General features: G+C 57.9%; 31 protein-coding genes and 1 tRNA gene. 13 read left to right on the top strand and 19 right to left on the bottom strand.

Annotated elements, in window-relative coordinates:
• Positions 1-10 precede the first annotated feature (10 nt).
• The 5 genes from B3Z17_RS08015 to metZ form a co-directional block, all read right to left on the bottom strand.
• Positions 11-586, bottom strand: coding sequence for a cytochrome b (locus B3Z17_RS08015; RefSeq protein ID WP_286829330.1), 576 nt, complete (start codon positions 584-586; stop codon positions 11-13).
• A 120-nt stretch (positions 587-706) separates the two neighbouring features.
• The gene (locus B3Z17_RS08010) at positions 707-1,507 is read right to left on the bottom strand and encodes a hypothetical protein (protein WP_286829329.1); all 801 of its coding nucleotides are present in this window, start codon (positions 1,505-1,507) and stop codon (positions 707-709) included.
• A gap of 60 nt (positions 1,508-1,567) precedes the next feature.
• Positions 1,568-3,013 (bottom strand): TrkH family potassium uptake protein, encoded by a 1,446-nt coding sequence (locus B3Z17_RS08005; RefSeq protein ID WP_286829328.1) that lies wholly within the window; start codon positions 3,011-3,013, stop codon positions 1,568-1,570.
• Positions 3,014-3,068: 55 nt separating this feature from the next.
• Positions 3,069-3,497, bottom strand: a complete 429-nt coding sequence (gene apaG / locus B3Z17_RS08000) for a Co2+/Mg2+ efflux protein ApaG (RefSeq protein WP_068308681.1) — start codon at positions 3,495-3,497, stop codon at positions 3,069-3,071.
• Positions 3,498-3,517: 20 nt separating this feature from the next.
• On the bottom strand, positions 3,518-4,726 hold the full coding sequence (gene metZ, locus B3Z17_RS07995) for an O-succinylhomoserine sulfhydrylase (RefSeq protein ID WP_286829327.1): 1,209 nt from the start codon (positions 4,724-4,726) through the stop codon (positions 3,518-3,520).
• A gap of 175 nt (positions 4,727-4,901) precedes the next feature.
• On the opposite strand from metZ, the gene B3Z17_RS07990 reads away from it, so the two are divergent.
• Positions 4,902-4,975, top strand: a tRNA-Gly gene (locus tag B3Z17_RS07990).
• 52 nt (positions 4,976-5,027) lie between these two features.
• Here the strand turns inward: B3Z17_RS07990 and B3Z17_RS07985 are convergent.
• The gene (locus tag B3Z17_RS07985) at positions 5,028-5,726 is read right to left on the bottom strand and encodes an FkbM family methyltransferase (protein ID WP_286829326.1); all 699 of its coding nucleotides are present in this window, start codon (positions 5,724-5,726) and stop codon (positions 5,028-5,030) included.
• 166 nt (positions 5,727-5,892) lie between these two features.
• Between B3Z17_RS07985 and B3Z17_RS07980 the strand changes: the two genes are divergently transcribed.
• Positions 5,893-6,336, top strand: a complete 444-nt coding sequence (locus B3Z17_RS07980; RefSeq protein ID WP_286829325.1) for a nuclear transport factor 2 family protein — start codon at positions 5,893-5,895, stop codon at positions 6,334-6,336.
• Between the two features lie 60 nt (positions 6,337-6,396).
• Complete coding sequence (locus B3Z17_RS07975; protein ID WP_286829324.1) at positions 6,397-6,912, top strand: hypothetical protein; 516 nt, start codon at positions 6,397-6,399, stop codon at positions 6,910-6,912.
• Here B3Z17_RS07975 and B3Z17_RS07970 read toward each other — a convergent pair.
• The gene (locus B3Z17_RS07970; protein WP_286829323.1) at positions 6,902-7,261 is read right to left on the bottom strand and encodes a hypothetical protein; all 360 of its coding nucleotides are present in this window, start codon (positions 7,259-7,261) and stop codon (positions 6,902-6,904) included. The genes B3Z17_RS07975 and B3Z17_RS07970 overlap by 11 nt on opposite strands.
• A gap of 19 nt (positions 7,262-7,280) precedes the next feature.
• The gene (locus B3Z17_RS07965; protein WP_160328658.1) at positions 7,281-7,742 is read right to left on the bottom strand and encodes an SMI1/KNR4 family protein; all 462 of its coding nucleotides are present in this window, start codon (positions 7,740-7,742) and stop codon (positions 7,281-7,283) included.
• Between the two features lie 114 nt (positions 7,743-7,856).
• Between B3Z17_RS07965 and arsC the strand changes: the two genes are divergently transcribed.
• Positions 7,857-8,201, top strand: coding sequence for an arsenate reductase (glutaredoxin) (gene arsC, locus B3Z17_RS07960; RefSeq protein ID WP_286829322.1), 345 nt, complete (start codon positions 7,857-7,859; stop codon positions 8,199-8,201).
• Positions 8,202-8,319: 118 nt separating this feature from the next.
• Here the strand turns inward: arsC and B3Z17_RS07955 are convergent, their stop codons facing one another.
• From B3Z17_RS07955 to B3Z17_RS07945, 3 genes are all read right to left on the bottom strand, one after another.
• On the bottom strand, positions 8,320-8,937 hold the full coding sequence (locus tag B3Z17_RS07955) for a LysE family translocator (protein WP_286829321.1): 618 nt from the start codon (positions 8,935-8,937) through the stop codon (positions 8,320-8,322).
• Complete coding sequence (locus B3Z17_RS07950) at positions 8,934-10,283, bottom strand: MATE family efflux transporter (protein ID WP_286829320.1); 1,350 nt, start codon at positions 10,281-10,283, stop codon at positions 8,934-8,936. Before B3Z17_RS07950 ends, B3Z17_RS07955 begins: the two co-directional genes overlap by 4 nt.
• 109 nt (positions 10,284-10,392) lie before the next feature.
• Positions 10,393-11,703, bottom strand: coding sequence for a UDP-glucose dehydrogenase family protein (locus tag B3Z17_RS07945; protein WP_286829319.1), 1,311 nt, complete (start codon positions 11,701-11,703; stop codon positions 10,393-10,395).
• A gap of 196 nt (positions 11,704-11,899) precedes the next feature.
• Between B3Z17_RS07945 and B3Z17_RS07940 the strand changes: the two genes are divergently transcribed.
• The 4 genes from B3Z17_RS07940 (at position 11,900) to B3Z17_RS07925 (ending at position 14,512) form a co-directional block, all read left to right on the top strand.
• Positions 11,900-12,475, top strand: coding sequence for a sigma-70 family RNA polymerase sigma factor (locus B3Z17_RS07940; RefSeq protein ID WP_286829318.1), 576 nt, complete (start codon positions 11,900-11,902; stop codon positions 12,473-12,475).
• Positions 12,476-12,485: 10 nt separating this feature from the next.
• Entirely contained in the window at positions 12,486-12,962 is a 477-nt protein-coding gene (locus tag B3Z17_RS07935) for a hypothetical protein (RefSeq protein WP_286829317.1), read from the top strand.
• Between the two features lie 3 nt (positions 12,963-12,965).
• On the top strand, positions 12,966-13,547 hold the full coding sequence (locus tag B3Z17_RS07930; RefSeq protein WP_286829316.1) for a periplasmic heavy metal sensor: 582 nt from the start codon (positions 12,966-12,968) through the stop codon (positions 13,545-13,547).
• A gap of 131 nt (positions 13,548-13,678) precedes the next feature.
• Positions 13,679-14,512 (top strand): putative metalloprotease CJM1_0395 family protein, encoded by an 834-nt coding sequence (locus B3Z17_RS07925; protein ID WP_286829315.1) that lies wholly within the window; start codon positions 13,679-13,681, stop codon positions 14,510-14,512.
• Between the two features lie 4 nt (positions 14,513-14,516).
• On the opposite strand, the gene B3Z17_RS07920 is transcribed toward B3Z17_RS07925, so the two are convergent.
• From B3Z17_RS07920 to B3Z17_RS07910, 3 genes are all read right to left on the bottom strand, one after another.
• Positions 14,517-15,587: a quinone-dependent dihydroorotate dehydrogenase gene (locus B3Z17_RS07920; RefSeq protein WP_068308648.1), complete on the bottom strand. Its 1,071-nt coding sequence runs from the start codon at positions 15,585-15,587 to the stop codon at positions 14,517-14,519.
• Positions 15,580-15,933, bottom strand: coding sequence for a DUF952 domain-containing protein (locus tag B3Z17_RS07915; RefSeq protein ID WP_286829314.1), 354 nt, complete (start codon positions 15,931-15,933; stop codon positions 15,580-15,582). The genes B3Z17_RS07920 and B3Z17_RS07915 overlap by 8 nt, the downstream gene beginning before the upstream one ends.
• 68 nt (positions 15,934-16,001) lie before the next feature.
• A complete protein-coding gene (locus B3Z17_RS07910; RefSeq protein ID WP_286829313.1) occupies positions 16,002-16,367 on the bottom strand; it encodes a DUF6491 family protein in 366 nt (121 codons plus the stop codon).
• Positions 16,368-16,522: 155 nt separating this feature from the next.
• Here B3Z17_RS07910 and B3Z17_RS07905 point away from each other — a divergent pair, with 155 nt between their 5' ends.
• Complete coding sequence (locus tag B3Z17_RS07905) at positions 16,523-17,545, top strand: DUF2333 family protein (RefSeq protein WP_286829312.1); 1,023 nt, start codon at positions 16,523-16,525, stop codon at positions 17,543-17,545.
• A 59-nt stretch (positions 17,546-17,604) separates the two neighbouring features.
• Positions 17,605-18,108: a universal stress protein gene (locus B3Z17_RS07900; RefSeq protein ID WP_068308640.1), complete on the top strand. Its 504-nt coding sequence runs from the start codon at positions 17,605-17,607 to the stop codon at positions 18,106-18,108.
• A gap of 16 nt (positions 18,109-18,124) precedes the next feature.
• On the opposite strand, the gene B3Z17_RS07895 is transcribed toward B3Z17_RS07900, so the two are convergent.
• A complete protein-coding gene (locus B3Z17_RS07895) occupies positions 18,125-18,991 on the bottom strand; it encodes an SDR family oxidoreductase (RefSeq protein ID WP_286829311.1) in 867 nt (288 codons plus the stop codon).
• A gap of 53 nt (positions 18,992-19,044) precedes the next feature.
• Here B3Z17_RS07895 and B3Z17_RS07890 point away from each other — a divergent pair, with 53 nt between their 5' ends.
• Complete coding sequence (locus B3Z17_RS07890; RefSeq protein WP_286829310.1) at positions 19,045-19,887, top strand: hypothetical protein; 843 nt, start codon at positions 19,045-19,047, stop codon at positions 19,885-19,887.
• Here the strand turns inward: B3Z17_RS07890 and B3Z17_RS07885 are convergent.
• From B3Z17_RS07885 to B3Z17_RS07875, 3 genes are read right to left on the bottom strand one after another with little or no spacing between them, the layout of a single operon-like run.
• Complete coding sequence (locus tag B3Z17_RS07885; protein WP_286829309.1) at positions 19,884-21,614, bottom strand: Mur ligase family protein; 1,731 nt, start codon at positions 21,612-21,614, stop codon at positions 19,884-19,886. The two genes, B3Z17_RS07890 and B3Z17_RS07885, sit on opposite strands and share 4 nt — an antisense overlap.
• Positions 21,607-22,374 (bottom strand): alpha/beta fold hydrolase, encoded by a 768-nt coding sequence (locus B3Z17_RS07880; RefSeq protein ID WP_286829307.1) that lies wholly within the window; start codon positions 22,372-22,374, stop codon positions 21,607-21,609. The genes B3Z17_RS07885 and B3Z17_RS07880 overlap by 8 nt, the downstream gene beginning before the upstream one ends.
• A 14-nt stretch (positions 22,375-22,388) precedes the next feature.
• On the bottom strand, positions 22,389-23,618 hold the full coding sequence (locus B3Z17_RS07875) for a hypothetical protein (RefSeq protein WP_286829306.1): 1,230 nt from the start codon (positions 23,616-23,618) through the stop codon (positions 22,389-22,391).
• 270 nt (positions 23,619-23,888) lie between these two features.
• Between B3Z17_RS07875 and B3Z17_RS07870 the strand changes: the two genes are divergently transcribed.
• Both B3Z17_RS07870 and B3Z17_RS07865 read left to right on the top strand, forming a co-directional pair.
• The gene (locus B3Z17_RS07870; RefSeq protein WP_286829305.1) at positions 23,889-24,782 is read left to right on the top strand and encodes an MBL fold metallo-hydrolase; all 894 of its coding nucleotides are present in this window, start codon (positions 23,889-23,891) and stop codon (positions 24,780-24,782) included.
• Between the two features lie 123 nt (positions 24,783-24,905).
• Positions 24,906-25,304 (top strand): antibiotic biosynthesis monooxygenase family protein, encoded by a 399-nt coding sequence (locus B3Z17_RS07865; protein ID WP_286829304.1) that lies wholly within the window; start codon positions 24,906-24,908, stop codon positions 25,302-25,304.
• 115 nt (positions 25,305-25,419) lie between these two features.
• Here B3Z17_RS07865 and B3Z17_RS07860 read toward each other — a convergent pair whose 3' ends face one another.
• Positions 25,420-25,725 (bottom strand): winged helix-turn-helix domain-containing protein, encoded by a 306-nt coding sequence (locus B3Z17_RS07860; RefSeq protein WP_286829303.1) that lies wholly within the window; start codon positions 25,723-25,725, stop codon positions 25,420-25,422.
• Position 25,726: the final 1 nt, after the last annotated feature.

Raw genomic sequence — 25,726 nt, 5'->3', positions numbered from 1 at the left:
CGGATCGTGCTCAGTTTTTGTGGATCGCCCCTGGTGTCATACGCACCAGCGTTGCGTCCTTGCGGACCAGGTGATGATAAAGCGCGGCGCCAACATGTAGAACCAGAATGCCGATCAGGACGAATGCCATGCTTTCATGGATTTCCTCAAACAAATGCTCCAGCGCCTTGCGGTCGACGCCGCTGTCGAAAAGAGGCAGATGCGGCAGCTCCACCAGGCCGAAAATCTCGGTCGGGATCTGTAGCGGCGAAGCGGAAACCATCATCCATCCGACAATCGGCATCATGATCATGATGGCATAGAGTGCCCAATGCGTGAGGCTTGCGGCGCGCAACATCCATCCTGAAATGATTGGCGCAGGCGGCGATGCCTTGATGCGCCAGCCCAGGCGGACAAGCGTTATCAGAAGAAGCAGGATTCCGAAGGATTTATGCAGCTGATACAGGGTGAATTTCAGCTCGATATTGCCGTCCGGCATGCCAGTCATGATGAAGCCAAGGCCCAGCAGGACCAGAATGTTGGCCGCGGTCAGCCAGTGCAGCAGCATGGCGGTGCCTGTGTAGCGTTCAATCACGTCATGTGACATCGGGTTTATCCCTCCCACTGGCCCGAAAGGACAGCGCCGAAAGAATATTCTACGTCATCTGGGCCGTTCCAGACCAGCAGCTTGCGCAAATGTGATCAATATGGTGGCCGCACGCCATGCCTATTCGGCCTCCAGCGGGTAGGCAGGCTGGTCTTTCTGCTCCCGGATATTGGTAAATGCGGTGGCCGCTTCCAGCGCCGCCTCAAGGCCATCCTTGTCTTCGGCTTCGATCATTGCGCCAATGTCCTGGGCGCGCTGCAGCAGAAACCGGTCGAAGATATCCCGCACAGGCAAGGTGGCCAGCGTGGCGATCTCGGTCAGGGCTTCCTGGCGCTCGTCGCTCTTGCCGTAGGCCAGATATTTGATGAATTCATATCGTACGCCGATATCCTCGGGTGCCAGCGCTACAGCCCTTTCAAAATGGGCCCGGGCCTTGCTGCGTTTTCCGCCAAGTGCCAGCCGGGCGAAAAAGCCGGCTTCATAGACGGAGGTATGCCATCCGCCCAATGCGGCATGTAAAATGCCGTAGTCGTCTGAAACAACTAATAGGTCTTCAAGCAGGAGCAGCGATGCCTTGGCGTATTTGGCCTTCTTCAGGCGTTTGCCCTCAAACCCGAGGCCAATGGCATAGCTGATATGGGCATCCACATGGGCGGGCTCAACGGCCACTGCGGCCTTGCAGTCATCCAGCGCGCGGTGGAGCGAGCGCACGCTGGCCTCGCCGGTTTGATAAAAACCGCCCAGCACCAGGCCAGTGCGGCAGGCGGCGGCAAATCCGTCAGGAGTGCCGGCTTGTGCGAAAAGCTCGCGGGCCCGCACAAAGTCCCCGGCCTTGTAGGCTTGCCATCCCAAAGCTTCATCGGCGCGGGCGGTCAGGGGAAAGCAAAGCGTGAGGCACAGGCTTAAAAGAAGGGCTTTCATGAAATCCAGCATAGGGGGGCTGAGATGAACCTGAGCATAACAGCAATGTTTTCCCAAGGCTCAGGCCCTCCAGAAGGCGGGTGAAAAGAGAACCAGTACGGAGAAAAGCTCCAGCCGGCCGATCAGCATGCCGAACGACAGGAGCCACTTGGCGGTGTCTGTCAGGCTGGAGAAATTACCGGCGGGGCCGACCACATCGCCAACGCCCGGGCCCACATTGGCCATGGCGCTGCCGACAGCCGACATGGCGGTGATCAGGTCTGCACCTGTGCTGGCGACAAGGATCGATAGCACCAGGAAAATGGCCATGAAAAACATCAGGAAGCTCATCACCGAGCCGCGCACATCGCTCGGGATCGGGCGGCCGTTATAGCGCGCCACAAACACACCGTTCGGCTGCACCGTGTGCCGGATCCAGCTGCGCATGGACTTGAGGAGCACCTGAAAGCGGAAGATCTTGATGCCGCAGCTTGTTGACCCGGCACAGCCACCAATGAACATGACGAAGAAGAAGAGGGTCGAGGAGAAAGCCCCCCACTGGCCATAGTCTGTCGAGGCATAGCCGGTGCCGGTGAGCACCGAGATGATATTGAAGCTACCGAAGCGGAAAGCGTCGGCGACCGTGAAATCTTTCCAGATCACCAGCCAGACGGTGACAAAGGCGCACAGGAACAGGACGAGCGAGAGGAACCCCCGCGTCTGCTCGTCCCGCCACAGGGCCACGGGGCGGCCCCTCAGGACCTGCAGGAACAACAGGAACGGCATGGACCCGATGATCATGAACACCAGCGTGATCATGTCGATTGCGTAGCTGTCGAATTTGCCCAAGGAGGCGTCGGAGGTTGAGAAACCTCCGGTTGAGATGGCAGTCATGGAATGAGCGAGGGCATCGAATGCGCCCATACCCGCAATCATATATAGCATCATGCAAAGCGCCGTGAAGGCCACATAAAGTCCACTCATGGCTACGGAAATCTGGGCCGCGCGTGGCAGGATCTTCTCCACCGTTTCAAAGCTCTCCACCTTGAATACCTGCATGCCGCCCACCTGCAGCATCGGCAGGACGGCAACAGCCATCACAACAATCCCGATGCCGCCAAACCACTGCAGGAGCGACCGCCACAGAAGTATACCGGGCGGCGTGTGATCCAGCCCGGATATCACAGTGGATCCGGTTGTTGTTAGGCCGCTCATGGCCTCGAAATAGGCGTCAGTGAAGCTGAGGTCCAGTTCTGAGAAGGCCAGTGGCAGGGCGGCAAAGCCCGGCAGCACCGCCCAGGCAAGCGTGGTCACCAGGAAGGCCTGCCTGAGGTTCAGCGCATCGCCGCTGTCGCGGGTCGACAGCATCATCATGCCGCCAACCATGGCGGTCAGAAACAGCGCGATCAGGAAAGTCTGCCAGTCAGGGTTGCCCATCGCCAGGTCGGTCAGCGTTGGTAGGATCATGCCCGCAGCCAGCAGCACGACAAGCGCGCCAAGCGTGTAAAGAACAGGTCTGAAGTCCATGTATGCCGGGTTTCCCGCTTATGGCTGTTTGGCTCGACCAAACGATGGCCGGGCGCTAATTAATGTCCAGCGACGTATGGGGACTATCCAGCGAAAAGGCGGGAATTTCAACATCAAAGGTTTGGCCGTCGGCGCGGCGCATCTCGTAGGACCCGCGCATGAAGCCTGTGGGGGTCGAAAGCGGCGTGCCGCTTGTATAAAGGAAACTGTCGCCAGGGCTGATGAGCGGCTGTTCGCCCACAACGCCTTCGCCCTGCACTTCATGGATACCGCCGATACCGTCGGTAATGATCCAGTGCCGGTTGAGGAGCTTAACCGGCACATCACCTTTGTTGGTGATCTTGATCCGGTAAGCCCAGACATACTGGCCTTCTTCGGGCGCGGACTGTTCGCTCAGGAAATAGCTCTGGACAGCGATATGGACGCCTGCCGTTTCCGCTTCGAACGTCAGAACGCCATCAATCAGATCATCATCGCTGTCCATATTTACTCCTGCTGAACGACTTAGACGCCCGCTTTGTCGAGCGCCTGCATCACATCCTGAACCAGATCGTCCGCGTTCTCAAGGCCCACGGAAAAACGGATCAGGCCGGGCGTGATGCCAAGCTCCAGCCGATCCTCTTCCGCCAGCGCCTTGTGGGTGGTTGACCACGGGTGTGTGGCGATCGAGCGGCTGTCACCCAGATTGTTGGAGATATCCACAATTTCAAGGCTGTTCATGAAAGTGAAAGCCTGGTCGCGCCCGCCTGGCAGCTCGAACACCACCATGGTGCCGCCACGGTCCATCTGGGCGCGGGCCAGATTCTGCTGCTTGAAATTGGGCAGGTCCGGGTGGCGGGTGTCTACTACACGGTCGGCCACTGCTTTCGCCACTTTTTCGGCGTTATCGCACATGCCGTGGACACGCAGGCTCAGGGTCTCAAGGCTCTTGAGGTTGACCCAGGCATTGAAGGGCGACATGGCACAGCCGGTGTGGCGGTAATAGGCATAGAGATGTTCTTCATCAAACTCTTTGCTGCACAGAACGATACCACCCAAACAGCGGCCCTGGCCGTCGATATGCTTGGTGGTGGAATAGGCCACAATATCGGCACCCATCTCCATGGGGCGCTGCAGCACGGGGGTGGCGAACACATTGTCGACCACAAGAAGCGCGCCGTTTTCGTGCGCCAGGTCTGCCAGCGCGCGGATATCAACGATCTCCAGCGTCGGGTTGGCGGGCGTCTCGGTGAACAGGATCTTGGTGTTGGGCTTGATGCCTGCTTTCCAGGCCTCAAGGTCCGTGCCGTCCACCACGGTTGTCTCAATGCCGAGGCGCGGCAGGTAAGTGTCGAGCAGCCAGCGGCAGGAGCCAAAGAGCGCCCGCGCGGCCAAAACATGGTCGCCCGCCCTCAGGCTGGCCATCAGGCTTGCGGTCATGGCCGCCATGCCGGTGCCGGTGGCCCGGCCCACGTCTGCACCCTCGAGAAGCGCCATGCGTTCTTCGAACATGGCCACGGTCGGGTTCGTCTGGCGGCTGTAGGTGAAACCTTCCGCGCGGCCGTCGAAGCGCGCTTCCGCCACCTCGGCTGTTTCATAGGTGAAGGCGGAGGTCATGAACATGGCCTCAGACATTTCTCCGAAGTCGGACCGCATCGAGCCCGCGCGTACCATCTGGGTCTGGCGATCCCATTTTTTGGTCTTGCTGCGGTCTGTACCGGTGCGGTTTTTCATCTGTAGTCTCCAGATCTTGCTAACTTCAGGGGTTCATTGCATATGCATAAAAGTACGCGAACCTTTGATGCGCCGCCATTTCTGACGCGTCAAGACAAAGCATGTGATGGCAGTCTATCATTTCTTGCTTTTCAGAGAAGCTGTCGTTAATGGTGATTTCACCAGCCGATGGCACGCGGGTGTAGCTCAATGGTAGAGCAGAAGCTTCCCAAGCTTAAGACGAGGGTTCGATTCCCTTCACCCGCTCCAATCTCCGACAGTCTGAATATGTGGCGATCCTGGGCCTGTGCCCTTGGGTCGTTTACGTCTGTGCGTCCGCAGTCCTGGTGAAGCACAGCACCCCGCTGTCGATCATCTCATAGTCCAGAAAGAAGCCCCGGTCTTCGATGCTGCGGATCATGGCGTTGGTCTCAGTCCTGCCCGCGGCCCGGTAGTGGATTTCCATCACGATCTTCTCGATCCCCGTCAGGTCCAGGCCGTTGAACAGATGAACCTCGGCGCCTTCGATATCCACGATCAGAACGTTAGCGCGGTGCTCCGCGATCTTGTCTTCAAGGCAGGCTGCGGGCACCTTGATGGTTTCCACGGTGCCTTCCCTTGGCGCAAGCGACGACGCCCAGAAATTCTGGTGCACATGAAAGTCCACCAGCCCGTCGGGCAGGGACGCGCGCGGGAACAGCGCCTGCTGGAACACTTGAATTTCAAAGCCGTTGCGCTTGAAATTATCGGCCGACCATTCAATCAGGTAGGGGTTCAGCTCAAACGAGAAGATATTCTCGGCGCCAATGATGTCTGCGGCTTTCATGGCGGTGATGCCTATACCGCCGCCAACTTCCACAATCCGGTCCCCCGGTGTCAGCACTTTCTTCATCAGCGTCAACTCAACGGCTTCATACCAGCCTTGCAGCATGGACCGAAGGATCGGCATGGACACGGCGTCCTTGTCGATACCGATTTTTAATCCGTGAAGCCGGATAACGTCTTTGGCGATGAACGACATGGATGCCCTATTCTATGCTTGATGGTCTGCGCTGTTTTGATGCGCTGCCCAAGGGGACAGGTCAAGATAAAGCTGTCGGCCATCTGTCATTTCCAGCCGGGCTTTGCCTTTCTCCCAAATTGCCATAGAGTTCCGGCGCAACAACAAGCCTTTTGGGGGAGAGCTTATGAAAAACCTGTTGATCACCACGCTTGCTATACTGGCAATTGCCATCGGCACAGAGCTGCGCGCGGCTTCGGACACGCTGGCGCCGGTAACGGTGGAAGAAGCGATGGCGGCTGAGGTGGTCCAGCGCCAGCTGGATGCCTACAACAGCGGCGATATCGATGCCTTTGTGGCCACCTATCATCCAGATGTCGTGTTGCAGTGGAAAGGGCGTGACCCGTTCGCCACCAATCTGGATGATGTCCGGCGTATTTATGGCGCGCTGTTTGAGAAAAGGCCGGACCTGTACGCGGTTATTTTGTCCCGCTCGGTCGACGGCAATACAGTGATTGACCGTGAACGCCTGGTCGGCAGCACCCGGGAAGTCATCGCCCGCTATGAGGTCAGGGACGGCAAGATCGCCAAAGTGTTTTTCGAGCGCATTGAAGCCCCCACCGCTGAGTAGATACCCCAGAACAGACAGAACCAGCCCACAGGGGCGGCACAGATTTGAGGATAGGATCATATGAAACGGGTCATGGTTTTCGGCAAACCCGGCGGCGGGAAGTCATCGCTTGCCAAATACCTTGCTGCGCAGGCCGGGTTGCCCCTCCATCCGCTGGACCTGATCCAGTACCGGCAAAATGGCGAGATGATGCCTAGGCACGCATTCCTTGAGGCCCACCAAGAGGTCATTGACGGCGATGCGTGGGTTGTCGACGGCCTGGGCACACTCGAGACCTTCTGGCGCCGGGTGGACGCTGCCGACACACTGGTCTATGTGGATTTGCCCTATGCCCGGCACTATTGGTGGGTGACGAAACGCTGGCTTGTCAGCCTATGGCGCAAGCCCGAAGGCTGGCCCGAAGGCGCCAGTGTCTGGAAAGGCACGCTCGCCAGTTGGCGGTTCCTCAGGAAATCACCGCTGTTCTGGAATGACGCTTTATTAGAGAAACTTGAGGAAAAGGCCGCAGGTAAACGCCTGATCCATGTACGGGCGGTACGGGAGCTGAAACGTTTGGGGGTTACCTTTAAAGGCTGATCTGTTCCAAACCTACAGCGGGGACCTGCCAGTTGGAAATTATCATGTGGTCCAAAAAGGCGGACGGTAAAGCCACTCGATACACGTTGACATAATGTACAAGGTCGGCAGGCCAGGCCCATTCTCCGTCGGTTAAAATGTTTGGCGCGCCAATGAAGGGACCAGTATCATTCAGGACGTCTTTGACTAGGGCTGGGCACCCGATAAAAAGATGTCCAGATTCCAGATATCGACAGACCCTTTCGAGAATGTCTTCCGGAAGGTTGTCCTGGCCGGTCGTCAAACTTGGCCCATCCGGGTCGCCGTGACGGAGTTCGTTGAAAAAACCGACCCTATTCAACTTTTTCATGCCGTCGTTCCAAGCTTTCTCACTTCAGGGTTTTCGCAAATTCAGGATCAATCCAGACACGGATAACCTTGTGTGGGGGAAGTTCTTCTAAGCTGAATTCCCTGAGAGCGCCAATAAAGCCAGAAAATGTTTCTGCAAGCACCACATCGCGGGTGGGTTCCTCATGATCCCAGTACCGGATGGCGCCTGACCCGCTCATTTCCATAAGCACATAGTTGCCACACTCGGCCCAGGCGATCGGGATTGCATTTTCGGAAAGGTTTTCGATGAAACGCGCTTCTTCCTTGATTCCATCAGCCGGGATAAAGCCGGTAACGCGGCAGTCCTGGTTGTCGCCAACAGCGCACATATTGACATCGGGCACGCCGCCGTTATGGCGACCAAGAAAATCCCTGTATGCTTGTGGGAAGGTCCATCCATTTTCAGATTCAATGAGAGCGACCTGCTCATCTGTCAGTGGAAATGTGTCTCGGAATTTCATGGCTCGTTTTTTCATGAGATTGAGTTTTCAGGATATGGTCGATCACGCTTGCTCCGCTGTCATATCACCGCTAAACCGTCTGGTAAGCAAGATATGAAAATTAGGGGAGCAACCATGGAACTCACCATCTGGCACAATCCGCGCTGCAGCAAATCCCGCCAGACGCTGGCAATTCTTGAAGAAAAGGGCCTGTCGCCTGTTGTGCGCCTGTATCTTGAGGACGCGCCGACGGAAGCAGAGATCAAAGATGCGCTTTCGAAGCTCGGCATGGACGACCCGCGCTCGCTGATGCGCAAGGGCGAGGCCGAGTATAAAGAGGGTGGCTGTGCCGACATGGAAGGCGAGGCGCTTGTGGCTGCCATGGCGAATACGCCGAAGCTGATCGAACGCCCGATTGTCTTCAATGCGGACAAAGCCAGGATCGGCCGCCCACCTGAAGGTGTCGTGGAAATCCTCTGACTTGAACAAAAGGCCTTCACTGCGTTCAGTGTACTTTTGTTCAGGAAAACAAGGCGTTTAACAGGCTTGGGGCTGCCCGGCGCCTGTTAAACCAGTTCTTTTTTCAGGCCAATTTGGCTTAGATGGCCGCGCCCCCCCGCACCACCAGCAATAGCCCCACGGCCAGCAGGCCAAGGCCGCTCAGCATATCCATATTCAGGCGGTGACCAAGGCGCGACGTCGCAGCGCCATGCGCGATCAGCGCATAGCCAAAGATAAAGGCCCCGTCGATCAGGACGAAGGCTGTGCCATAAACGGCAGACTGCAGCGCGAGGCTCAGCGCGGGGTCGATAAAGCCGGGGAACAGCGCCATGAAAAACACGATGGCCTTGGGGTTGCTCACACACGCCAGAAAACCACTGGTGAAGGCGGACCGGTAAGCTGGCGGCTTGGCGGTCTTCTCGCTCGCTGCTTTCGCGGCCTTCAAGCTTCTCCCGCCCAGATACAAAATATACAGCCCGCCGACAATCTGCAGCCACGGCAGGATGCTGGCCGCCGAGCGGACCAGCACTTCCAGGCTCATCACCGCCACCAGGATATGCACCACCGTGCCCAGCGCATCGCCGAGCGTGGCAACAAAGGCGGCCTTCGGGCCGTGCCTGACCGCCTGGCTGGAGGCCAGCGCCACCGATGGCCCGGGGGAGACTGCGATCACCAGCGTTGCCGCCAGGAACCCAAGGAACAGCGCGGTGTTCATGATGCGCCCTCAGTCTTATCTGTGGCCAGCCGCCGCTCAAGGCGCGGGTACCAGACGGCCTGCGTCAGCCCGCGCATGGCCAGGAACACCATCATGGCCATCCACAGCCCCACCAGGCCATAGGCGTCCGCCAGCGGTCCGATTGAGGGAACAAAGACCGCGACCGAGACCGCAATCGTGCCAAACATGGCGCGCCCGGCGGTGGCACCAATATAGATGCCGTCATATTGGTAACACCAGGCGCCTACGAGCGGCAGTAGCACGATTACTGGAATCACTTCCGTTGCCGCCGCGCGCACGCTTTCCAAATCTGTCAGGGCAAAGATCAACGATGCGCCGCCCAGGTAGAAGCCAAGGGCATACAGGATGGCCATGGCCCCCGACCAGATCATGCCGTACTTGACCCAGCCACGAAACTCGTGCCGCACACCTTTGCCGTATGCCGCGCCCGCCAGCGCTTCGGAGGCATAGGCGAAGCCGTCCAGCCCCAGGGCGATCAGCATCATGAAGGTATTCAGCACATGGTGCGCCGCCAGCGCCACACCGCCGAGCGCCGCCGCCTCGCGGGTCAGCAGCGCGAAGGCGAAGATCAGCAACAGGGTGCGGACAAAGATAAAGCCGTTCACGCTCATCAGCTTTTTCATCTTGGCCGGGTTATAGGTCTCACTCTCGCGTACGGCGGCGGCCAGCGCCTTCAAGCCCAGGGTACGGCTGATAAAGGCAAACCCCAGTGCCACCGCCAGCCATTCGGCGATCAGTGACCCCAGCGCCACACCGGCTACCCCCATGTCGAACCCCAGCACGAACAGAAGGCTGAGAACAGCGTTGGCAATATTGAGCGTCAGCTGCACATAAAGCGACAGCTTGGCCCGCGCGGTGCCGATCAGGAAACCGTTGATCCCCAGCCCCAGCAACGCCGCTGGGATGGCCCACGCCCGGATGTCAAAATAGGTGTCAAAGAGCGGGATGACATCAGCAGGCGGGTCAAGGAACCCCAGGGCTGCGACACGAAACGGCGTGGACAGCGCCAGGAAAAGAAGCCCCAGCAGCGCCGCCAGCATTGTGGCGCGCAAGAGCACCCGCGCCACCTGGTCCTGGTCGTCGCGCCCATGCGCCTGCGCCACCAGGCCGGTGGTGCTCATGCGCAGGAAGCCGCACGCCCAGTAAACATAACTGAACAGAAGGCTGCCGACGCTGACGGCTGCCAGATATTTGGCCGCCGGCAGGTGGCCGATGATCCAGGTGTCCACAAGTCCCACAAGCGGGGCGGAGGAATTGGCGATGATGGCCGGGCCGGCGATGGCCCAGATGCGCCTGTGGGGGTGGGCGAGGACGGGCTTGGTCACGGCTTGGTCTTTCGCGCGGCCTTTTTGGGCACACGGTGGGCCCTATGGGTGTGCCCAAAATGGGAAAAAGGGCACATTGGGGGCCGATGTGTGCCCTTTTGGTGTGTCCCTATTCCGGGCACCGCCCCACGCCCACATATTTGAAGCCCTCGCCAGCCAGGTCGGCGCGGCCATAGATATTCCTCAGGTCAACCATCACCGGCGCCTTCAGAAGGTCTTTCATACGCCCGACGTCAAGCGCCCGATACTGGTTCCATTCGGTCAGGATCACCAGCGCATCGGCGCCTTTCATGGCCTCATAGGGGTCGTCACAAAACTCCATGTTTTCAAGGAGTTCACGCGCCTCCTCCATGCCCTTTGGGTCATGGGCGGCGACGCTGGCGCCTGCTGCCTGTAGCGCCGGGATGATATCCAGCGACGGGCTCTCGCGCATGTCGTCGGTGTTGGGTTTGAACGTCAGCCCAAGGATCGCGATCCGCTTGCCGTCGACCGACCCACCGCAGGCGCGGATGATCTTGTCGGCCATGGCGCGTTTGCGCTCTTCGTTCACCTCAACAACGGACCGCACGATCCGCATCGGCACCTTGTGTTCGTCCGCAGTGCTCACCAAAGCCCTGGTATCCTTGGGGAAACAGCTGCCGCCATAACCTGGGCCCGCATGCAGGAATTTGCCGCCGATGCGGCTGTCGAGGCCGATGCCCTTGGCCACTTCCTGCACATCTGCGCCCACTTTTTCGCACAGATCGGCCATCTCATTAATGAAGCTGATCTTGGTGGCCAGGAAGGCGTTGGCGGCATATTTGATCACTTCCGCCGTCTCGCGGCTGGTGAACAACACTGGCGTTTCATTCAGGAACAGCGGCCGATAGAGCTCCTTCAGGACCGCCTGGGCACGATCAGTGTCCGCGCCGCACACCACCCGGTTGGGCCTCATGAAGTCCTCGATTGCCGCCCCTTCGCGCAGGAACTCTGGGTTTGACGCCACATCAAACAGGCTTTTGTCCAGCCTTGCTGCCAGGATGTCATTGATCTTTGCGCCCGTACCAACAGGGACGGTCGATTTGGTCACCACGACCGTATAGTCCTGGATATAGGCGGCGGCTTCTTCCACGGCGGCGAACACATACTGCAGATCCGCCTGGCCATCGCCCCGTCGACTTGGGGTCCCAACCGCGATAAACACGGCTTCTGCCTCCGCCATCGCGGCTTTGAGGTCTGTCGTGAAATGGAGCCGCCCCGCCAAGCGGTTTTTGGCCACCATGACATCCAGCCCAGGCTCATAGATGGGCATGACATTCTGGTTCAGGGCTTCAATTTTCCCAGGATTCTTGTCCACACAGGTAACCGTGTGACCGAACTCGGAAAAACAGGTGCCGGAAACAAGTCCCACATAACCGGTGCCGATGACTGCAATCTTCATGATCTCTTCCCTGAAACAATGCCTTAGCTGACGTTCATTGCAGCTAGCGGCGCCTTCGTCAATGGCGCATGCCATAGCGTGGTGATATTACGCTATTGTGATAGGGTAATTCCATCGCCCCCATTTTTTGCGAAGGGTGGTGCGTTTCCTGTCCGTAACAGGATCAGAGAATGTGTACTGCCTGAAGAGTAAGAGCTTGCGGCAAAAGAGTGAAGAACTGGATGACGAAACGCTGGTAACACATGTTGCTGCGGCTGACAGGGGGGCTTACGCCGTGCTGGTGCATCGGCACGGCCTCCGCTACCGGGCGCTTGCGTACCGTATGACGGGCGATTTGGCGCTTGCGGAGGATCTTGTGCAGGAAGCCTTTGTCAAGCTGTGGACCCACGCGGACCGGTTTGATGCGGCCAAGGCCAAGTTCACCACTTGGTTTCACCGTATTGTGGTGAACCGGTGTTTGGACGAAAAGCGCAAACGCACCCATGATCCGCTGCCGGAAGGGTTTGACCAGGAAGACGAGACCGATAACGCGGAGGAAACCATGGTCACCGATAGCGCCAACGGTGCCTTGAGGGCGGCAGTCGAGGCGTTACCAGAACGTCAGCGAGTGGCGGTGACCCTAAGTTATTTTGACGGCCTGTCGAACATAGAAGCGGCGGACGTTATGGAACTGAAATTGAAAGCCTATGAAAGCCTTTTGGTACGGGCGCGGGCGAAGCTCAGGGACGAGCTTGAAAACAGCAAGTCCGGTTTGCTTGCGGTTTTAGGATAGGAGGGCAAAGATGAAGCCCATGACGATTGAAGAATTTGAACTGGCGCGGGTGGCGCACGGGACGGATATGGCCAACTGGCCTACTGATGTCGCTGACCGAGCGCGCCTGTTCCTGAAAACCGATAAAGGGGCTGCTTTTGCAGCCTCTGAGTTGGCGCTGGATGCCCGGTTGGCGGCCTTCGCCGACCAGCCTGGTACGCAGGCCAGGGCTGATGTGTTTCTCGGCCGGCTTCTGGATGTGCCCGTACAGCATATGCCGGTGCAGCAAGCAAATAGCGGGTTTCTTTCCGCCCTCGCAGGCCTATATCAGGACTTCCGAACCCTGTTCTCCCCGCTGGGACTGGCGTCCCAAGGCGTTGCGTATGCCCTTGTTCTGGTCGTAGGGGTTTTTGTTGGGCTACAACAGCCCTATGATGAAGAAAGCTCAGTTGATCTGAGCAGTACGCTTTTTTCCAGTAGTGCCGATTTCTACCTTGAGGATCAATAAGATATGACCGGCAAAATGAAATGGATATTGGTTCTCCTTGCCGCTTCTCTGGCCGTCAACCTGTTCATTGGCGGCGTGATGCTTGGGCGGCAAATTCGCGGTGAAGAGGGCCCCATGGGCAGCCCCCGCGAGCGGGTGGAGTTTAACCTGCGACGCCTTGCATCCTATTTGCCGGAATCCGAGCAGGACGAACTGCGGATGATCATGCGCGACCACCGCCAGAAGCTGAGGGGTCATTTCCGGGAGATGCGTGTGAGCGAACAACGCATCAAGGATCTGTTGCTGGCCGAAACTGTCGACCTTTCTGCCCTTGAAGCTGCGCTTGATAGCCACCAGACCAAGGCGGAAGAGCTCAAGGCTCCGCTTCGCGACATTATCCTGAATGTGGTCGCCAAACTGGATCAGGAGACACGCAAGGCACTGGCTGACGATTTGTTCGAGCGCCGCAGGCCAGGGCCCGACGGCCGCCCGCCCCGTCGACAGGGTATGGAAGGCTTCCCACACGACCGGCGTCCACCACCGCCACTACGGGATGATGAAGGGCTTGACCCGAAGTATAGGCCGCCACCACCTCCTGGGGCATAGCACCTCACATTTTCGTAAAGAATTCATGAAAATTAGCGTGGCTGGGGCTTTCGTGCTAAAATGCCCGTATGACAAGCACTAGCACGTTGCCTTCGGTTGGACCACCGCCGCCGAATATGCGGCGACCCAATGTGCCGGAGAACTTGAAACCACAGATTGCCACCCGGGCGGAAGAGCTTTCGCGCCGGGGCAATGCACGTGAGCGCCCAGAACCTGAGCCCACACCGAAGCCCAAGCCACCGGCGCCTGAACTTGAAGGACGTCGAGGCGGAAATGGGAAACAGCCTCAGCGCAGCAATTCTGCAGTCGCCCTTCAGGTGTTAGAGGGCAGGCAAGCAACGGCAACTTCAAACGCAGTGCCCGCCAACGCCTCAATCGACCCACCGAAGGTCGAAGACCTGCAGCCAAAGCCCCAGGACATCAAGCTGTCTGGGGAACTGTCGGACGAAGACAAGGCCTATGTGCGGCAGCTCAAGTCCCGGGACCGTGAAGTGCGCGCTCATGAGGCTGCCCACGCCACAGCGGGCAGCGGTTATACCAGTCAACCCAATTTCGAATATGTTCGAGGGCCTGACGGCGTTCAGTATGCGGTTGGTGGTCATGTCAGCATTGACACAAGCACTGTACCGGATGATCCGGAAGCCACCATTGCCAAGATGGAAGTGGTGCGTCAAGCGGCGCTGGCGCCCGCCCGACCATCAGGCCAGGACCGGGCTGTGGCTGCAGCCGCCGAACAGTCCCTTAGAGCGGCGCAAGCTGAGCTTCAGGAACAGCGTACAGCAGAACAACAGGAACAGGGTGAAGGTGCCGGCGGCGCTGATGCCGCTGTGGCATCACCATTTGAATTGGCAGACCAAAGTGAAGATGAGGCGGCGCTTGCGCCTGACGCGCCGGTGTTTGGTGTGGGTGCGCCGCGCCCTGCAGTTCAACAGCCAGTGTCTATCAGCATTGACCTGATTGCCTGACGCTTCAGCGGTGGTTGACCCCGACCGCTTCCCCAACAGAGTTGAAGCCATCGGCCTTCAGGAGCGCTGCAAGTTCGCGCTTTACCCTGTGCACTAGTGCTGGGCCTTCATAAACCAACATGGAATAAAGCTGTACCAGCGCCGCGCCCGCTTTGATCTTGGCGTAAGCGTCCTGGCCGCTCGCAATGCCGCCAACCCCCACCAAGGGCACTTTGCCGCCGGTGGCTTGGTACATGGCGCCCAGTGTTTCCGTGGACAGACTCATCAAGGGAGCTCCTGATAGGCCACCTGTTTCGCCCTTGTGTGCGGATTTCAGCGTGTCGGGTCGTGTGATGGTGGTGTTGGAGACGATCAGCCCGTCGATGTCTGTCTTTTGTGCCAGGTCGGCGATGTCTGTAATATCGGCTTCCAGCAGGTCTGGTGCGATCTTGACCAGCATTGGAATATAACGGTGGCCTTCAGCCATCTTTTCCGTGCGGGCTTCCAATACCCGCCCTATCAGGTCTTCAAGCGCAGCTTTCGACTGCAGTGCTCGCAGACCCGGTGTGTTGGGGCTGGAGATATTGACTGTGAAATAGTCACTTAGGCCATAAAGCCGCCTGATGCCGGTAACATAATCTGCTGTCCGGTCTTCAGTGTCCTTGTTGGCACCTACGTTGGCTCCTACGGGCTGGCGCTGTTCCGGCAATGCCCTCATCTGGTTCTCAAAATAGTCGAGGCCTTCATTGTTGAAACCGAAGCGATTGATCACCGCACGGTCTTCAGACAGGCGGAATAGGCGCGGTTTGTCGTTGCCTGACTGCGGTCTGGGGGTAACCGTGCCTGCTTCGGTGAAACCAAATCCCATTTTCTGCGCGCCCATCACGGCGTCGGCGTTCTTGTCAAAACCTGCTGCCAGGCCAACAGGGTTTAAGAACCGGAGGCCGAAAGCTTCTGAAGCCAGTACAGGATCGTCAATACCGGTGCCAAAACATCCGGTGACACCGTGCTTGAGGGCCGCGATTGTCAGGTTATGGGCATTCTCAGGATCGAGTGCATGAACGAAAGGGCGGGCCAATGGGAACAGGTTAATCATTGTGTAAGTCCTCAAGAATGGGACCGAAATTAAAGCCACTCTCAGCTTTCTCCAGATGCCACACTTTACTGACAGCCGCCATGGGCAGGCGGCCATACAGGTGCGGGAACAAATCACCGCCACGGGACGGTTCCCATTTGAGCTCTGCCTCAGGTAGGCGGGCCAGGTCTATGGCCAGCACGTGAATGACAGGTTCATTCGCGAAATAGCGAGCGGCAGTTTCTACTACCTGTGCGTCTGTTGAGAAGTGGATATAGCCATCTTCATGGTCGATGGGCGCGCCCGCAAAATAGTCGGCATGTTGAGCTTCAAGCCACTCGCTGGGGCGCAGAATTTTTAAAATCATGGCAGACATGCCGTTTGAATAAGCGCTTCCACAGCGCCTTTCAAGCGAATAGTGGCAGCCTGCTGGCGCTATGGGTTGGTATCCGCGGATTCGTCGGAAACTTCTGAAATAGACTCGATACGGCATGGGGTGCCACTGCGCGTGATAATGTCGTCAAACCGGGCGCACAATTGGCCGTTGACCGGGGTGAAAGACATGTATTTGTGATAATGAAGTTGCGGACAGTGTCGTTTCAGGCGCAAGAGCACATCCTTCTGGCCCTGCATTTCAAGGCGGATGACTTCATCAGTGACGATCCTGTAGCCACTTATTTTGCCGGCATCGATACATTTTTTTGCTTCAGCGGTTTCCTGGGCTTTCAGCGCCGTTGTAGGTGCAAGGCAAAGCAAGCTGGCCAAGGTCATTGTCAGAAAGTGTCGGCTTTGGTTCGGCATTGTCTTCCTCAAATTCAATCATGGCACATGGTTGAGAGAACAACCTGAACCAATCATGAATTTACAATGGCTTTCGCGAGTTACCACTTGTTTTGACCCCAATTAGTGACGACATTAGGAATTCAGGCAATGAATTTCGTCAGGGAGACGACCGGATGGCAAAAGAGATATGGCTCTGGCTGAAGGAGATGGCTGGCAAGGCGCTCGGTGGCCTTGGCGGATGGCTCAGAAAGCTATGGCGCTACCTGATGGGGTGGTTGTCGACTGTATCCGGCAGCACCTGGCGCAAGGTGGCGATTGCCGTGCCGGTGTTGTTCTTCCTTTATATCGTTTTGGGAATGATGGTCGTGCACCGTGTGGATGACAGCATGGACGATGTGCCGGCTGCCCCAGAAGGGGGATCTCAGGCGGTCACAACAGTTGCCTACTTGGTGCGCCGCGAGGCAATGGACCATAACTGGACGCCAAATGATCCGATTTTCCTGCCCGGTTGGTGGGTCGACAATACACCCAATTACCAGATGGGACTCAAGAGCGCGCTTGAGCGCTTTTCGTTTGAGCTGCGCGATCAGCTCGGCCGCATGAGGGGGTCAAGCACGGTGGATGAGAACCTTCAAAGGGCGGCCAGCGGCCTGGGCATCGAGCCTGATCGCTGGGTGATTGATTTCTCTACGTCGATGTTGCCGACCAGACCGTCTGACAGTTTCTACAAGGAGGCAGTCAAGGAATTGGAGGCCTATAACGTGCGGCTTGTTCAGGGGGATGCCATCTTTGAGCGCCGCGCGGATAATTTCCTGGCGACCATTGACCGGATCGCGCTTGATCTTGGTGCGTCTTCGGCTGCTTTGGAGCAGTATGTTGGCGAAAATGCCGGGGGTGTTTTGCCTGATCTGGGCGCAGATGATCTGTTTTATCAGGTCAAGGGTCAGGTTTATGGTTATCTCATGATACTGAAGGCGCTACGGCAGGATTTCCCGAATGTGATCGAGGACAGGGAGCTCGGTGCACTCTATGATGAGCTGATTAGCTCCATGACCAGGGCCGCAATGCTTGACCCCATTCTTGTGTCGAATGGTGCAGCAGACGGCTTGGCCGCTAACCACTTGTCAGTGCAGGGTTTTTATCTGCTTCGCGCCCGAACCCAACTGAGAGAAGTGAGTAATATTTTGCTCAAATAACTTGCGGGTAAGTAAGTCATAAGACACTCTGGTGCAAGGAAACGAGGGGAACTGGCAGGGTGACAGAAGAAATTCACGGGCCGATACGGCCGGTCACAAAACGTGTTCGAAAATTGATGGTGGTCGTGGATGGGTCGCCTGAATCCAAGGTCGCTATCCGGTTTGCTGCTGCACGTGCTGCCCATATTACGGGCGGTGAGTTGATCCTGTTTCACTGCATCCGTCCCGGCGAATTCCAGCACTGGATGGCTGTGGCGGACCGCATGCGCGAGGAAGCCTATGAGGAAGCCGAAGCCCTTTTGGCTGAAGTGTCAGAGCGCCTGCATGCCTACTGTGGCGTAATCCCGGAAGTCATTATCGCCGAAGGCGAACCTCAGGAAGAAATTAAGAAAAGCATTGAAGGCCAGCAGGATATCTTCGGCCTGGTGTTGGGCGTGGGGTCTGAAGGTGGTCCTGGGCCTTTGGTGGACTATTTCACCAATGAACTGGCGAGCCAGCTACCGTGTCCGCTGTTTCTCATTCCCGGCAACATGACATACGAGCAGGTTGATGCCATGGCCTGATGGCTGGTGTATGCGCCTATTTTTCTGATTTCACCAGATCCGGCAGGGCATCTGAAAAGCTTGGATAGATCAGCTTGATGCCCAGATCGCGCTTGATTCGTTCGTTTCTCACCAGCTTGCTTTCCGCATAGAAACTCCGCGCGATCAGGCTCATCTCGGCTTGTCCCAGCGGAATCTCGGGCGGCGGCGTGATGCCCATGGCAGTGGCCGCCTCCATGATGATGTCCTGCGGTGGGCAGGGCGCGTCGTCCGCCAGGTTGAAAACGCCGCTCGGGCAGGTGCTGTTCATAGCCGTCCAGACGGTCTGGGCAATATCGGCTACATGAATCCGGCTGAATTTCTGCCCTGGTTTAACAATGCGCCGGGCCTTGCCGTCCAGAAGCGACCGCACGGCGTTTCGGCCTGGGCCATAGATACCTGCAAGGCGAAAGATATGAAGAGTGGCTTCAAGTGTGTCAGCCCTTTTTCGCCAGCTGTTTTCCGCTTCCACCCGCCGCTTGCCGCGGTCCAGGCTGGGGGTGGGTGGCGTGTCTTCATCCACCCAGGCGCCGCCATGATCACCGTAGACGTTGGTGCTTGAAAGGTAGCCGATCCACTTGGGCGGCATTTGGTTATCGGCTCGACTTTTCAGCAAATTCAATACGGGATCGCCATCCACGCCCGGAGCTGTAGACACCAGCCAATGCGTAGCCGCCTGAAGGACATCCGCGAGTGCGGTTGCGTCAAAGGCGACGGGGGTAATATCCAAAGCTTCAATTTCGGCCGCCTTATCCGGATTCCGATAGGTACCGCTCACATCCCAGCCGGCTTCCTGGGCCCTTTTTGCAATGGCGCGGGCGCTGAAGCCGGGCCCGAAGATCAGGAGATGCGGATTATTCGACATATAGGTCACTTACTGCCTTGAAATTGACACGCGCTTTGCGCATTTTCGCTGCTATGAAAACAAATGTCAGCATACCGATTTTCCTGTGCGTCGCCAGTGCCATCGCAATCACGTCTGTGACAGGTGCCGCTTTGGGCCAGCCCGTTACCAAAGGTGAAGACCGCTATGCCGCGTGCATGGACATGGCTGATCGGTCGCCCGACAAGGGCATCAATCTTGCGCTTGCCTGGATTGCGGATGGCGGCGGTGTACCTGCGCGTCACTGCGAGGCCTATGGTCTTGCCCGAATGGGCGAGCATGCCGAAGCGGCAGCGCGATTCCTCAAGATCGCGGAAGACATGCGTATTGGCCGTGATATGCCCATCCGCATGGGTCAAAGGGTGGTCGCGAGCGCGCCGATGCTGGCGGACATGTATGGTCAGGCTGCCAATGCGTGGCTGCTGGCAGGTGAAATTGTACGCGCTGAAGACGCTATCGATCTGGCGCTGACTCTGGCGCCCAAGAACTCCTCCCAGGAATATGAACTGGTGCTGGACCGCGCCCGTATTGCGGCCGCGGACGAAGACTTCCAGTTGGCACTGACGGATCTCGACTATGTCCTGAAGGGCGATCCGGGCCGGAAAGACATTCTGGTGTTGGTGGCCGCCGCCGCCCGTGGCGTGGCTGACTTCATGCGCGCCAATCAGGCGCTTGCTGACTTTCAGGCTGTTTTCCCAAATCAGGCTTCCGGTTATCTGGAACTTGGGAACCTCAGGCACGCTGAAGGCGACAAGGAAGCTGCCCGTCAGGCGTGGCTCAAGGTATTGTTGCTCGAGGACGAGGGCCCGAACGCGGATGCCGCCCGCGCGAATATCGAGCGCATGGACCTGACAGTCGAGGAAAAGAAAGCCAGCTAGAAACTGACTTTCGCCTCATAGAGGTCTGGCAGGTTATTCTCAAAAAGAACCGCGTCACCTGCTTTCCAGTGGCTGCGTACCCAGGTTTCCGCATCTTCTTGCTTTGCAAACGTCATGACGGTAACACTGCCGTCATTGGCTTTTTCAAGCGCTTTGACAAAGGTGGGGATCCTGTCTGGCGTTACCACGGCGACAATATCGCAATGTTTGGCTGCAAGGCCCCCCAGCTGTGCATGTTCTTCCTCATGCTTGTCACCCAGTTCCACCATGCCGGGAGTCACCAGGATGCGTCTGCCGTTCTCTTCCACCAGCACATCAAGTGTTTCAAGCGCGGCGGCGAAGCCTACAGGGTTCGAATTATAAGCGTCGTTGATCAGCGTTGGCTGGCCCGCGCTATGGCTGACCTCTAGCCGATGGCGGATTTGCGGCATGCTGGCGAGCGCCCCTTTGATGGCAGCCCACGGCAGTCCTAGGGCTCGCGCGGTTGCGGCGGCAAGCGCGATATTGCCGGCCTGATGGCGGCCATAGAGTGGCGCCTTGAGGGCGTGCTTCTTGCCGCCTTCCGTCACATGCACCACAAGGCCTTCCTTGGTGGCGTCGAAGCCGTCAAAAGAAACATCCCTGCCTTTGCCCACCAGCGTGTAGGGGCCCTTGACCGCCGCCATGCGTTCATCCAGAAGGCGGTCTTCGATGCCGGCGCAGTTGACCACCACCTTGCCGCCTCGGGCAAAGGCGGCTTCGGCGATTTCGAATTTGGCGCGTGCCACCGTCTCAAGCGACTTGAAGCGTTCATAGTGGGCGGCGCCCACAGCCGTGATCAGCGATACGTCAGGCGGTGTCAGCGTACACAGTCGCGCGATGGAACCCGGGCCATAGGCGCCCATCTCCACGATGAAAAACTGGTGATCGGGCTTTAGCTGTTCGCGGATCACCCGGGTAATGCCCATGTCGGTGTTCACGCTGCCGGGTGTCGCCAGCGTTGGCGCGGCGGCGGCCAGGATATGGTTCAGGATATGCTTGGTGGATGTCTTGCCGAAAGAGCCGGTGATGGCAATCACCTTGGGTTGCAGCTCCGCGAACTTGTCGACGGCTTCTTGGCGGAATTTTGCCTTCACGCGCTCTTCGGCAGGTTCCAGCAGTTTGTTGGCGAAAACCAACAGGACCGGTATGGTCTGCACAAATACGACAAGCAGTGCCGCCAGCAGAACAGCTTCCCAGTTGAACGTCATGGCCACGAAGCCAAACCCGCTGCGATCCAGCTGCAGCGCATAATTTGTACCCTGCGGCGCCAGCTGCGCCGCCAGCACGACAAGCACGAGAAGTGCAGCAGCGAGCCCCAGATAAACAGTGAGAATACGTTTGACGCGGGCGGTGACCACCAGTGGTTTTTTGGATTGCTTCCTGATCGCGCGAGACCGCAGAACCCCATGGCCAAAGCCAAGAAATATCGGTACCCAGCCAAACGCCAGCAATATGGTTGCCACCGCTTCCATCTCAGACAGAATAGGCAGGTGCGGCACTATGCCTGCCAGGATCGCACCCATCAGCCACACGCTTGTGCGCCGGTCATAGGCCTTGTTTTCCTGAAGCCACGTGAAGAAGCGAGGGCCATCATACTCTTCCTGCTGGAAGAACATCATGAGTGCCAGGCCACGTTCATGGGCAAAATAAAGCGCAGTAATGGCTGCCAGAGCTGGCCAGAGGAAGGGCAAAATCGCGTCAGTCATCGCGCAGGTCTTTCAGGAAGGATTTGATCAGTGCCTGACATTGGTAAGCGCCGCGGGTCAGGATGTCCCAATGATTGAAGCCTTTGACTTCAGTAAATCGGGCGATGGGCATCAACTGTTCATACTTTTTGCCAATTTCAGGCGGTGCTTCCGTATCGTCCGCGCCGTAAATCAACAGTACAGGGCACCGTACAGCTTTCGCCTCCTGTACCAGGTTTTCATTCACCACTTTGACAAAGGTCGGACGCAGGGGCCCTGCATTCTTATAATCAGCACTGCCGAAACGCTCCACGTAGGCATCGCGGAAAGAAGTGCTGAACAGCTTGTCGGAAAGTCGTGCCAAACGACCAAGCGTTTTTAGCACGAAGGCCCGCAAGCGGAAAGCCAAGGACCGCCTGCGTTGCAGCCCCGCGCCGCCAATCAGAATGATGGCTTTCACCAAGGTCGGGTGGCGCGCGGCCATCTGCACAGAAACCCTTCCACCAAAACTGTGGCCGATTAGGATGTGGGGCCCGTGGCCGACTTCCGCCAGTTCAAGCGCGAGCGCATCCGCATAATCTTCGGTGCCTGCCCCGTCCGGGAGCCGTCCGGTCCTGCCAAACCCCGGCTGGTCATAAATGCGGTGCTGGCCTTCGGCCTTGAACAGCTCTGCCAACCGCAGCATGGACGCGCTGTCCTGGCTCCAGCCATGCAGCCACACGAAGGACTGGCCCTCATCGCCGATCTGCTCAAAATGCCACTTTGGGGAATGCGCCGTCATGCGGGATACCTGCGTCAGTCCTTGCCTTTGAAAATGGTGGCGCCGCCAAGGCCGCTGTCGGTGCTGCCCAGACGATCAGCGGACAGGCGGAAGCCTTCCTCAATGATGGCCGACGTCAGCTCGAGGAAGCTGGTGGGCGTTGCCGCCGCTTCCCACAGGAAATAGGCGAAAGACCCGGGGATGGTGTTCACTTCATTGAGCCACAGCTCACCGGTTTCGCTGTTCGAGAGGAAGTCAACGCGCACGCTGCCACCCAGCGACAGCAGGTCGAACATGCGGCTGGCGCTGTCGCGGATGAAACTTTCCTGGGCATCGGTCAGCTCAGTCGGGTTCAGCTCCCGGTTCAGGGAGGCCATGCCTTCGCTTGGGCCGGTGTCCAGCTTCGGGCCACCGGGTTCACCGCCTGCGAGATACTTGTTCTTGAAATCCAGAAGCTCGGCTTCCCGGAGCGGGCGTTCGATGGCCGAGGTAAGGATGGTACCGTTACCCCCGCGGCGCACAGCGATATTATATTCCGTCAGATTGGCGACGAATGGCTCGATGATCACCCGGCTGTCCAGGCGGAAGGCGGACATCAGCGCGGCGATCAGGCCGTCCATATCGTCGGCCTTGCCGACGCCCACACTGGAGCCCAAGTTGCAGGGCTTGACGATGTAGGGATATGTGACTGCGCCAAACGCGCTTTTCAGTTGGCCTTCAAGCGTTTCGGGGTCCAGGAAGGTGCCTCTCAGAGGGCGGTTCAGCGCCAGCTCCGGCAATACCTGAATGCCCCCCGTGCGAGCGACCGATTTGGCGAAAACCTTGTCCATGGTGGCGGCGGCCCCCAAGGACCGGCACCCGGCGAACGGGATATCGGCAAACTCAAGCAAGCCCTGCAATGATCCGTCTTCGCCGTTCGAGCCGTGGATCGCAGGCACCATCAGGTCAAACGGAATGACCGTGCGCTTTTCGCCCATCATGCCTTTGGCGAAGGACACCAGCTGCGGGCGGCCGGTCGCAGGGGTTGCCAGATCCAGCATGACCTGCCGCAGGTCTTTGTGCTTGTCGCTTTTGAGCGGATAATGCGCGCGCCTTAACAGGGCATCGCCGGTCCACCACTGGCCCAATGGGTCTACATAAATGGGCAGGCCGTCATACTGACCGGGATCGAGCGCCTCAAGAAACTGCAAGCCGGTCAGCACGCTTACGTCATGCTCCACGCTTCTTCCGCCAAAAATGACTGCAATGACCTTCTTTTGGGCCACGGGCGCTCCCCCTTTTTAAACCAATACTGCGCCCAGCGGATTTGTTGCCACCGGGCTCCCTATTCATGTAGCCAATTCAAGGCATTTGGGCAAAGGCTAATCCAAGCCCAAAGCGACTAAAAGCGGAAAGCTTGGCGCTTTGAGGGCAATGATAGGGCTGTGCTTTGACATTTCGTGCCCGCCTTCACCAAGCTGTCAATTGACGAAGGCGTTAAAAACCATACACTTGCGGCAAACGTACAACCATCCGGACAGTACAGGGAGCATAAGATGAAGAAATCGATTTGGGCCAAAAGCCTTCTGGGCGGCGCGCTGATTGCGGGCCTGACAATGGGTGCACAGGCGCAGGACTGGGACAAGGTTGAAATCAAGGCCCAACAGCTTCGGGACGGCATGTATGCGCTCTATGGGGCCGGCGGTAACATTGGCGTTTCCGTGGGCGAAGACGGCGTCATCCTGATCGACGACCAATATGCCCCGCTGACTGACAAGATCAAAGCAGCGATCGCGGAGCTATCAGACGCGCCGGTGCGTTATGTGGTGAACACCCACTTCCACGGCGACCACAGCGGCGGTAATGAAAACCTCGGGGATGCGGCTGTGATTGTGGCGCATGACAATGTCCGCCAGCGCCTGAGCGAAGGGGCGTTCGTTGCGGCCTTCGACATGAAGATGGACCCACAGCCCAAAGTGGCCCTGCCATCCATTACCTTCAACGCCGAGATGTCGCTCCATATGAACGGGGATGACGTGCGCATCATTCATGTGAAAAACGCCCACACCGACGGCGACAGCATGATCCATTTCAGGAAGGCCAATGTGCTGCACATGGGCGACCTGATGTTCAATGGCATGTTCCCCTTCATTGATGTGCCCAACGGCGGCGATGTTGACGGCATTCTCGCCGCCCTCGACAAGGCCATCGAGGTGGCGGATGAAGACACCATCGTTATCCCGGGCCACGGCCAGGTGACAGACAAGGCGGGGCTTGTTGCCTACCGCAAGACCATTGGCGAGATGAGGGACATTGTGGCCAAGCTGAAGGCAGTGGGCAAAACGCTTGAGGAAGTGAAGGCGATCAACCCGTTCAAGGACTATGACCTGATCCAGTTCCATGATAGCTGGGCGAGCGAGGTTGCAGGCTTCATGTATGAAAGTCTCTAGTTAAGCCTGCAGAGCAACAGCAAATCGAAACCGCCCTGTGACGCGTGTCACAGCGGCGGTTTTTTTGCGCCTATATCCAGTACCGATAACAGGTCCTTCGGGCCATTTGTAAAAGGAGCGAGTATGATTTTGAAGAAGCTGTTTCTGCCATATTGTGTGGCTGCCACTGTATTCACCGCGGCGGCGCATGCCGAAAACCAATGCGATCACGGTGTGGACTTAGTGATCGATTTTCAGGTGAAGACGGATGCTGTCCCGGCCTTTGAAGCAATTCTGGGCGGCATTGCAGAAGCAAACGCCACAGTACCGGGCTTCCGATCGGTCGAGGTTCGGCGGGATATTGCCGACCGTGCGCACTTTGTGCTGGTTGAAGGCTGGGAGTCCGTTGCCCATCATCAGGCCCATCATAACCGGTTGGTCGATATCGGTGCCTGGCAGGGTGTCCTTGATATGATGGAGGTGGCGCCGGAGTTCCTCTACACGACAGTGCTGGATGGCGGTTGCCCTGCTCATTCGCAATAAAGAAAGGGCCGCGGTTTCTGCGGCCCCAATCTCCACCAGGGTCGCTGGTGTCAGTATCCTCGCTGTTGTGGCTCCTGGGCCGGGGTTGCTGTCGTGATTTATTTTTGTTGGTTTGTTATTTGTTTTGCTGGCCCAGCATAGCTGCGAGGCCTTCAAGGTAGGTTTTGAAGGCGGCTTCGCCTTCAGGTGTCATCTGCACCAGTGTCTGGGGTTTCTTGCCCACAAACTTCTTCTCCTGCGTCACATAGCCCGTGCCTTCAAGCTTGGTCAGGTGCGTCGAGAGGTTCCCGTCCGAAACCTTCAGGGCCGTTTTCAGCTCGGTGAAATCGGCTTCCTTGGCGGTCATCAGGTAGGACATGATCGCCAGCCGGACACGGGAATGGATCACATCGTCGATATTCCGGTAGTCGTAATCCGTCATG

This window comes from Kordiimonas sp. UBA4487, assembly GCF_002389025.1.
Lineage (GTDB): Bacteria > Pseudomonadota > Alphaproteobacteria > Sphingomonadales > Kordiimonadaceae > Kordiimonas > Kordiimonas lacus.
Note: the sequence above shows the minus strand (reverse complement) of the source record. Positions and strands in the feature narration are given on the sequence as shown.

Excerpts from the sequence above, each read along its gene's own strand:
- B3Z17_RS08015 (WP_286829330.1), bottom strand. The coding sequence starts at position 586 with ATGTCACATGACGTGATTGAACGCTACACAGGCACCGCCATGCTGCTG.
- B3Z17_RS08010 (WP_286829329.1), bottom strand. The coding sequence starts at position 1,507 with ATGAAAGCCCTTCTTTTAAGCCTGTGCCTCACGCTTTGCTTTCCCCTG.
- B3Z17_RS08005 (WP_286829328.1), bottom strand. The coding sequence starts at position 3,013 with ATGGACTTCAGACCTGTTCTTTACACGCTTGGCGCGCTTGTCGTGCTG.
- apaG (WP_068308681.1), bottom strand. The coding sequence starts at position 3,497 with ATGGACAGCGATGATGATCTGATTGATGGCGTTCTGACGTTCGAAGCG.
- metZ (WP_286829327.1), bottom strand. The coding sequence starts at position 4,726 with ATGAAAAACCGCACCGGTACAGACCGCAGCAAGACCAAAAAATGGGAT.
- B3Z17_RS07985 (WP_286829326.1), bottom strand. The coding sequence starts at position 5,726 with ATGTCGTTCATCGCCAAAGACGTTATCCGGCTTCACGGATTAAAAATC.
- B3Z17_RS07980 (WP_286829325.1), top strand. The coding sequence starts at position 5,893 with ATGAAAAACCTGTTGATCACCACGCTTGCTATACTGGCAATTGCCATC.
- B3Z17_RS07975 (WP_286829324.1), top strand. The coding sequence starts at position 6,397 with ATGAAACGGGTCATGGTTTTCGGCAAACCCGGCGGCGGGAAGTCATCG.
- B3Z17_RS07970 (WP_286829323.1), bottom strand. The coding sequence starts at position 7,261 with ATGAAAAAGTTGAATAGGGTCGGTTTTTTCAACGAACTCCGTCACGGC.
- B3Z17_RS07965 (WP_160328658.1), bottom strand. The coding sequence starts at position 7,742 with ATGAAATTCCGAGACACATTTCCACTGACAGATGAGCAGGTCGCTCTC.
- arsC (WP_286829322.1), top strand. The coding sequence starts at position 7,857 with ATGGAACTCACCATCTGGCACAATCCGCGCTGCAGCAAATCCCGCCAG.
- B3Z17_RS07955 (WP_286829321.1), bottom strand. The coding sequence starts at position 8,937 with ATGAACACCGCGCTGTTCCTTGGGTTCCTGGCGGCAACGCTGGTGATC.
- B3Z17_RS07945 (WP_286829319.1), bottom strand. The coding sequence starts at position 11,703 with ATGAAGATTGCAGTCATCGGCACCGGTTATGTGGGACTTGTTTCCGGC.
- B3Z17_RS07935 (WP_286829317.1), top strand. The coding sequence starts at position 12,486 with ATGAAGCCCATGACGATTGAAGAATTTGAACTGGCGCGGGTGGCGCAC.
- B3Z17_RS07930 (WP_286829316.1), top strand. The coding sequence starts at position 12,966 with ATGACCGGCAAAATGAAATGGATATTGGTTCTCCTTGCCGCTTCTCTG.
- B3Z17_RS07920 (WP_068308648.1), bottom strand. The coding sequence starts at position 15,587 with ATGATTAACCTGTTCCCATTGGCCCGCCCTTTCGTTCATGCACTCGAT.
- B3Z17_RS07915 (WP_286829314.1), bottom strand. The coding sequence starts at position 15,933 with ATGATTTTAAAAATTCTGCGCCCCAGCGAGTGGCTTGAAGCTCAACAT.
- B3Z17_RS07910 (WP_286829313.1), bottom strand. The coding sequence starts at position 16,367 with ATGCCGAACCAAAGCCGACACTTTCTGACAATGACCTTGGCCAGCTTG.
- B3Z17_RS07905 (WP_286829312.1), top strand. The coding sequence starts at position 16,523 with ATGGCAAAAGAGATATGGCTCTGGCTGAAGGAGATGGCTGGCAAGGCG.
- B3Z17_RS07895 (WP_286829311.1), bottom strand. The coding sequence starts at position 18,991 with ATGTCGAATAATCCGCATCTCCTGATCTTCGGGCCCGGCTTCAGCGCC.
- B3Z17_RS07890 (WP_286829310.1), top strand. The coding sequence starts at position 19,045 with ATGAAAACAAATGTCAGCATACCGATTTTCCTGTGCGTCGCCAGTGCC.
- B3Z17_RS07885 (WP_286829309.1), bottom strand. The coding sequence starts at position 21,614 with ATGACTGACGCGATTTTGCCCTTCCTCTGGCCAGCTCTGGCAGCCATT.
- B3Z17_RS07880 (WP_286829307.1), bottom strand. The coding sequence starts at position 22,374 with ATGACGGCGCATTCCCCAAAGTGGCATTTTGAGCAGATCGGCGATGAG.
- B3Z17_RS07870 (WP_286829305.1), top strand. The coding sequence starts at position 23,889 with ATGAAGAAATCGATTTGGGCCAAAAGCCTTCTGGGCGGCGCGCTGATT.
- B3Z17_RS07865 (WP_286829304.1), top strand. The coding sequence starts at position 24,906 with ATGATTTTGAAGAAGCTGTTTCTGCCATATTGTGTGGCTGCCACTGTA.
- B3Z17_RS07860 (WP_286829303.1), bottom strand. The coding sequence starts at position 25,725 with ATGACGGATTACGACTACCGGAATATCGACGATGTGATCCATTCCCGT.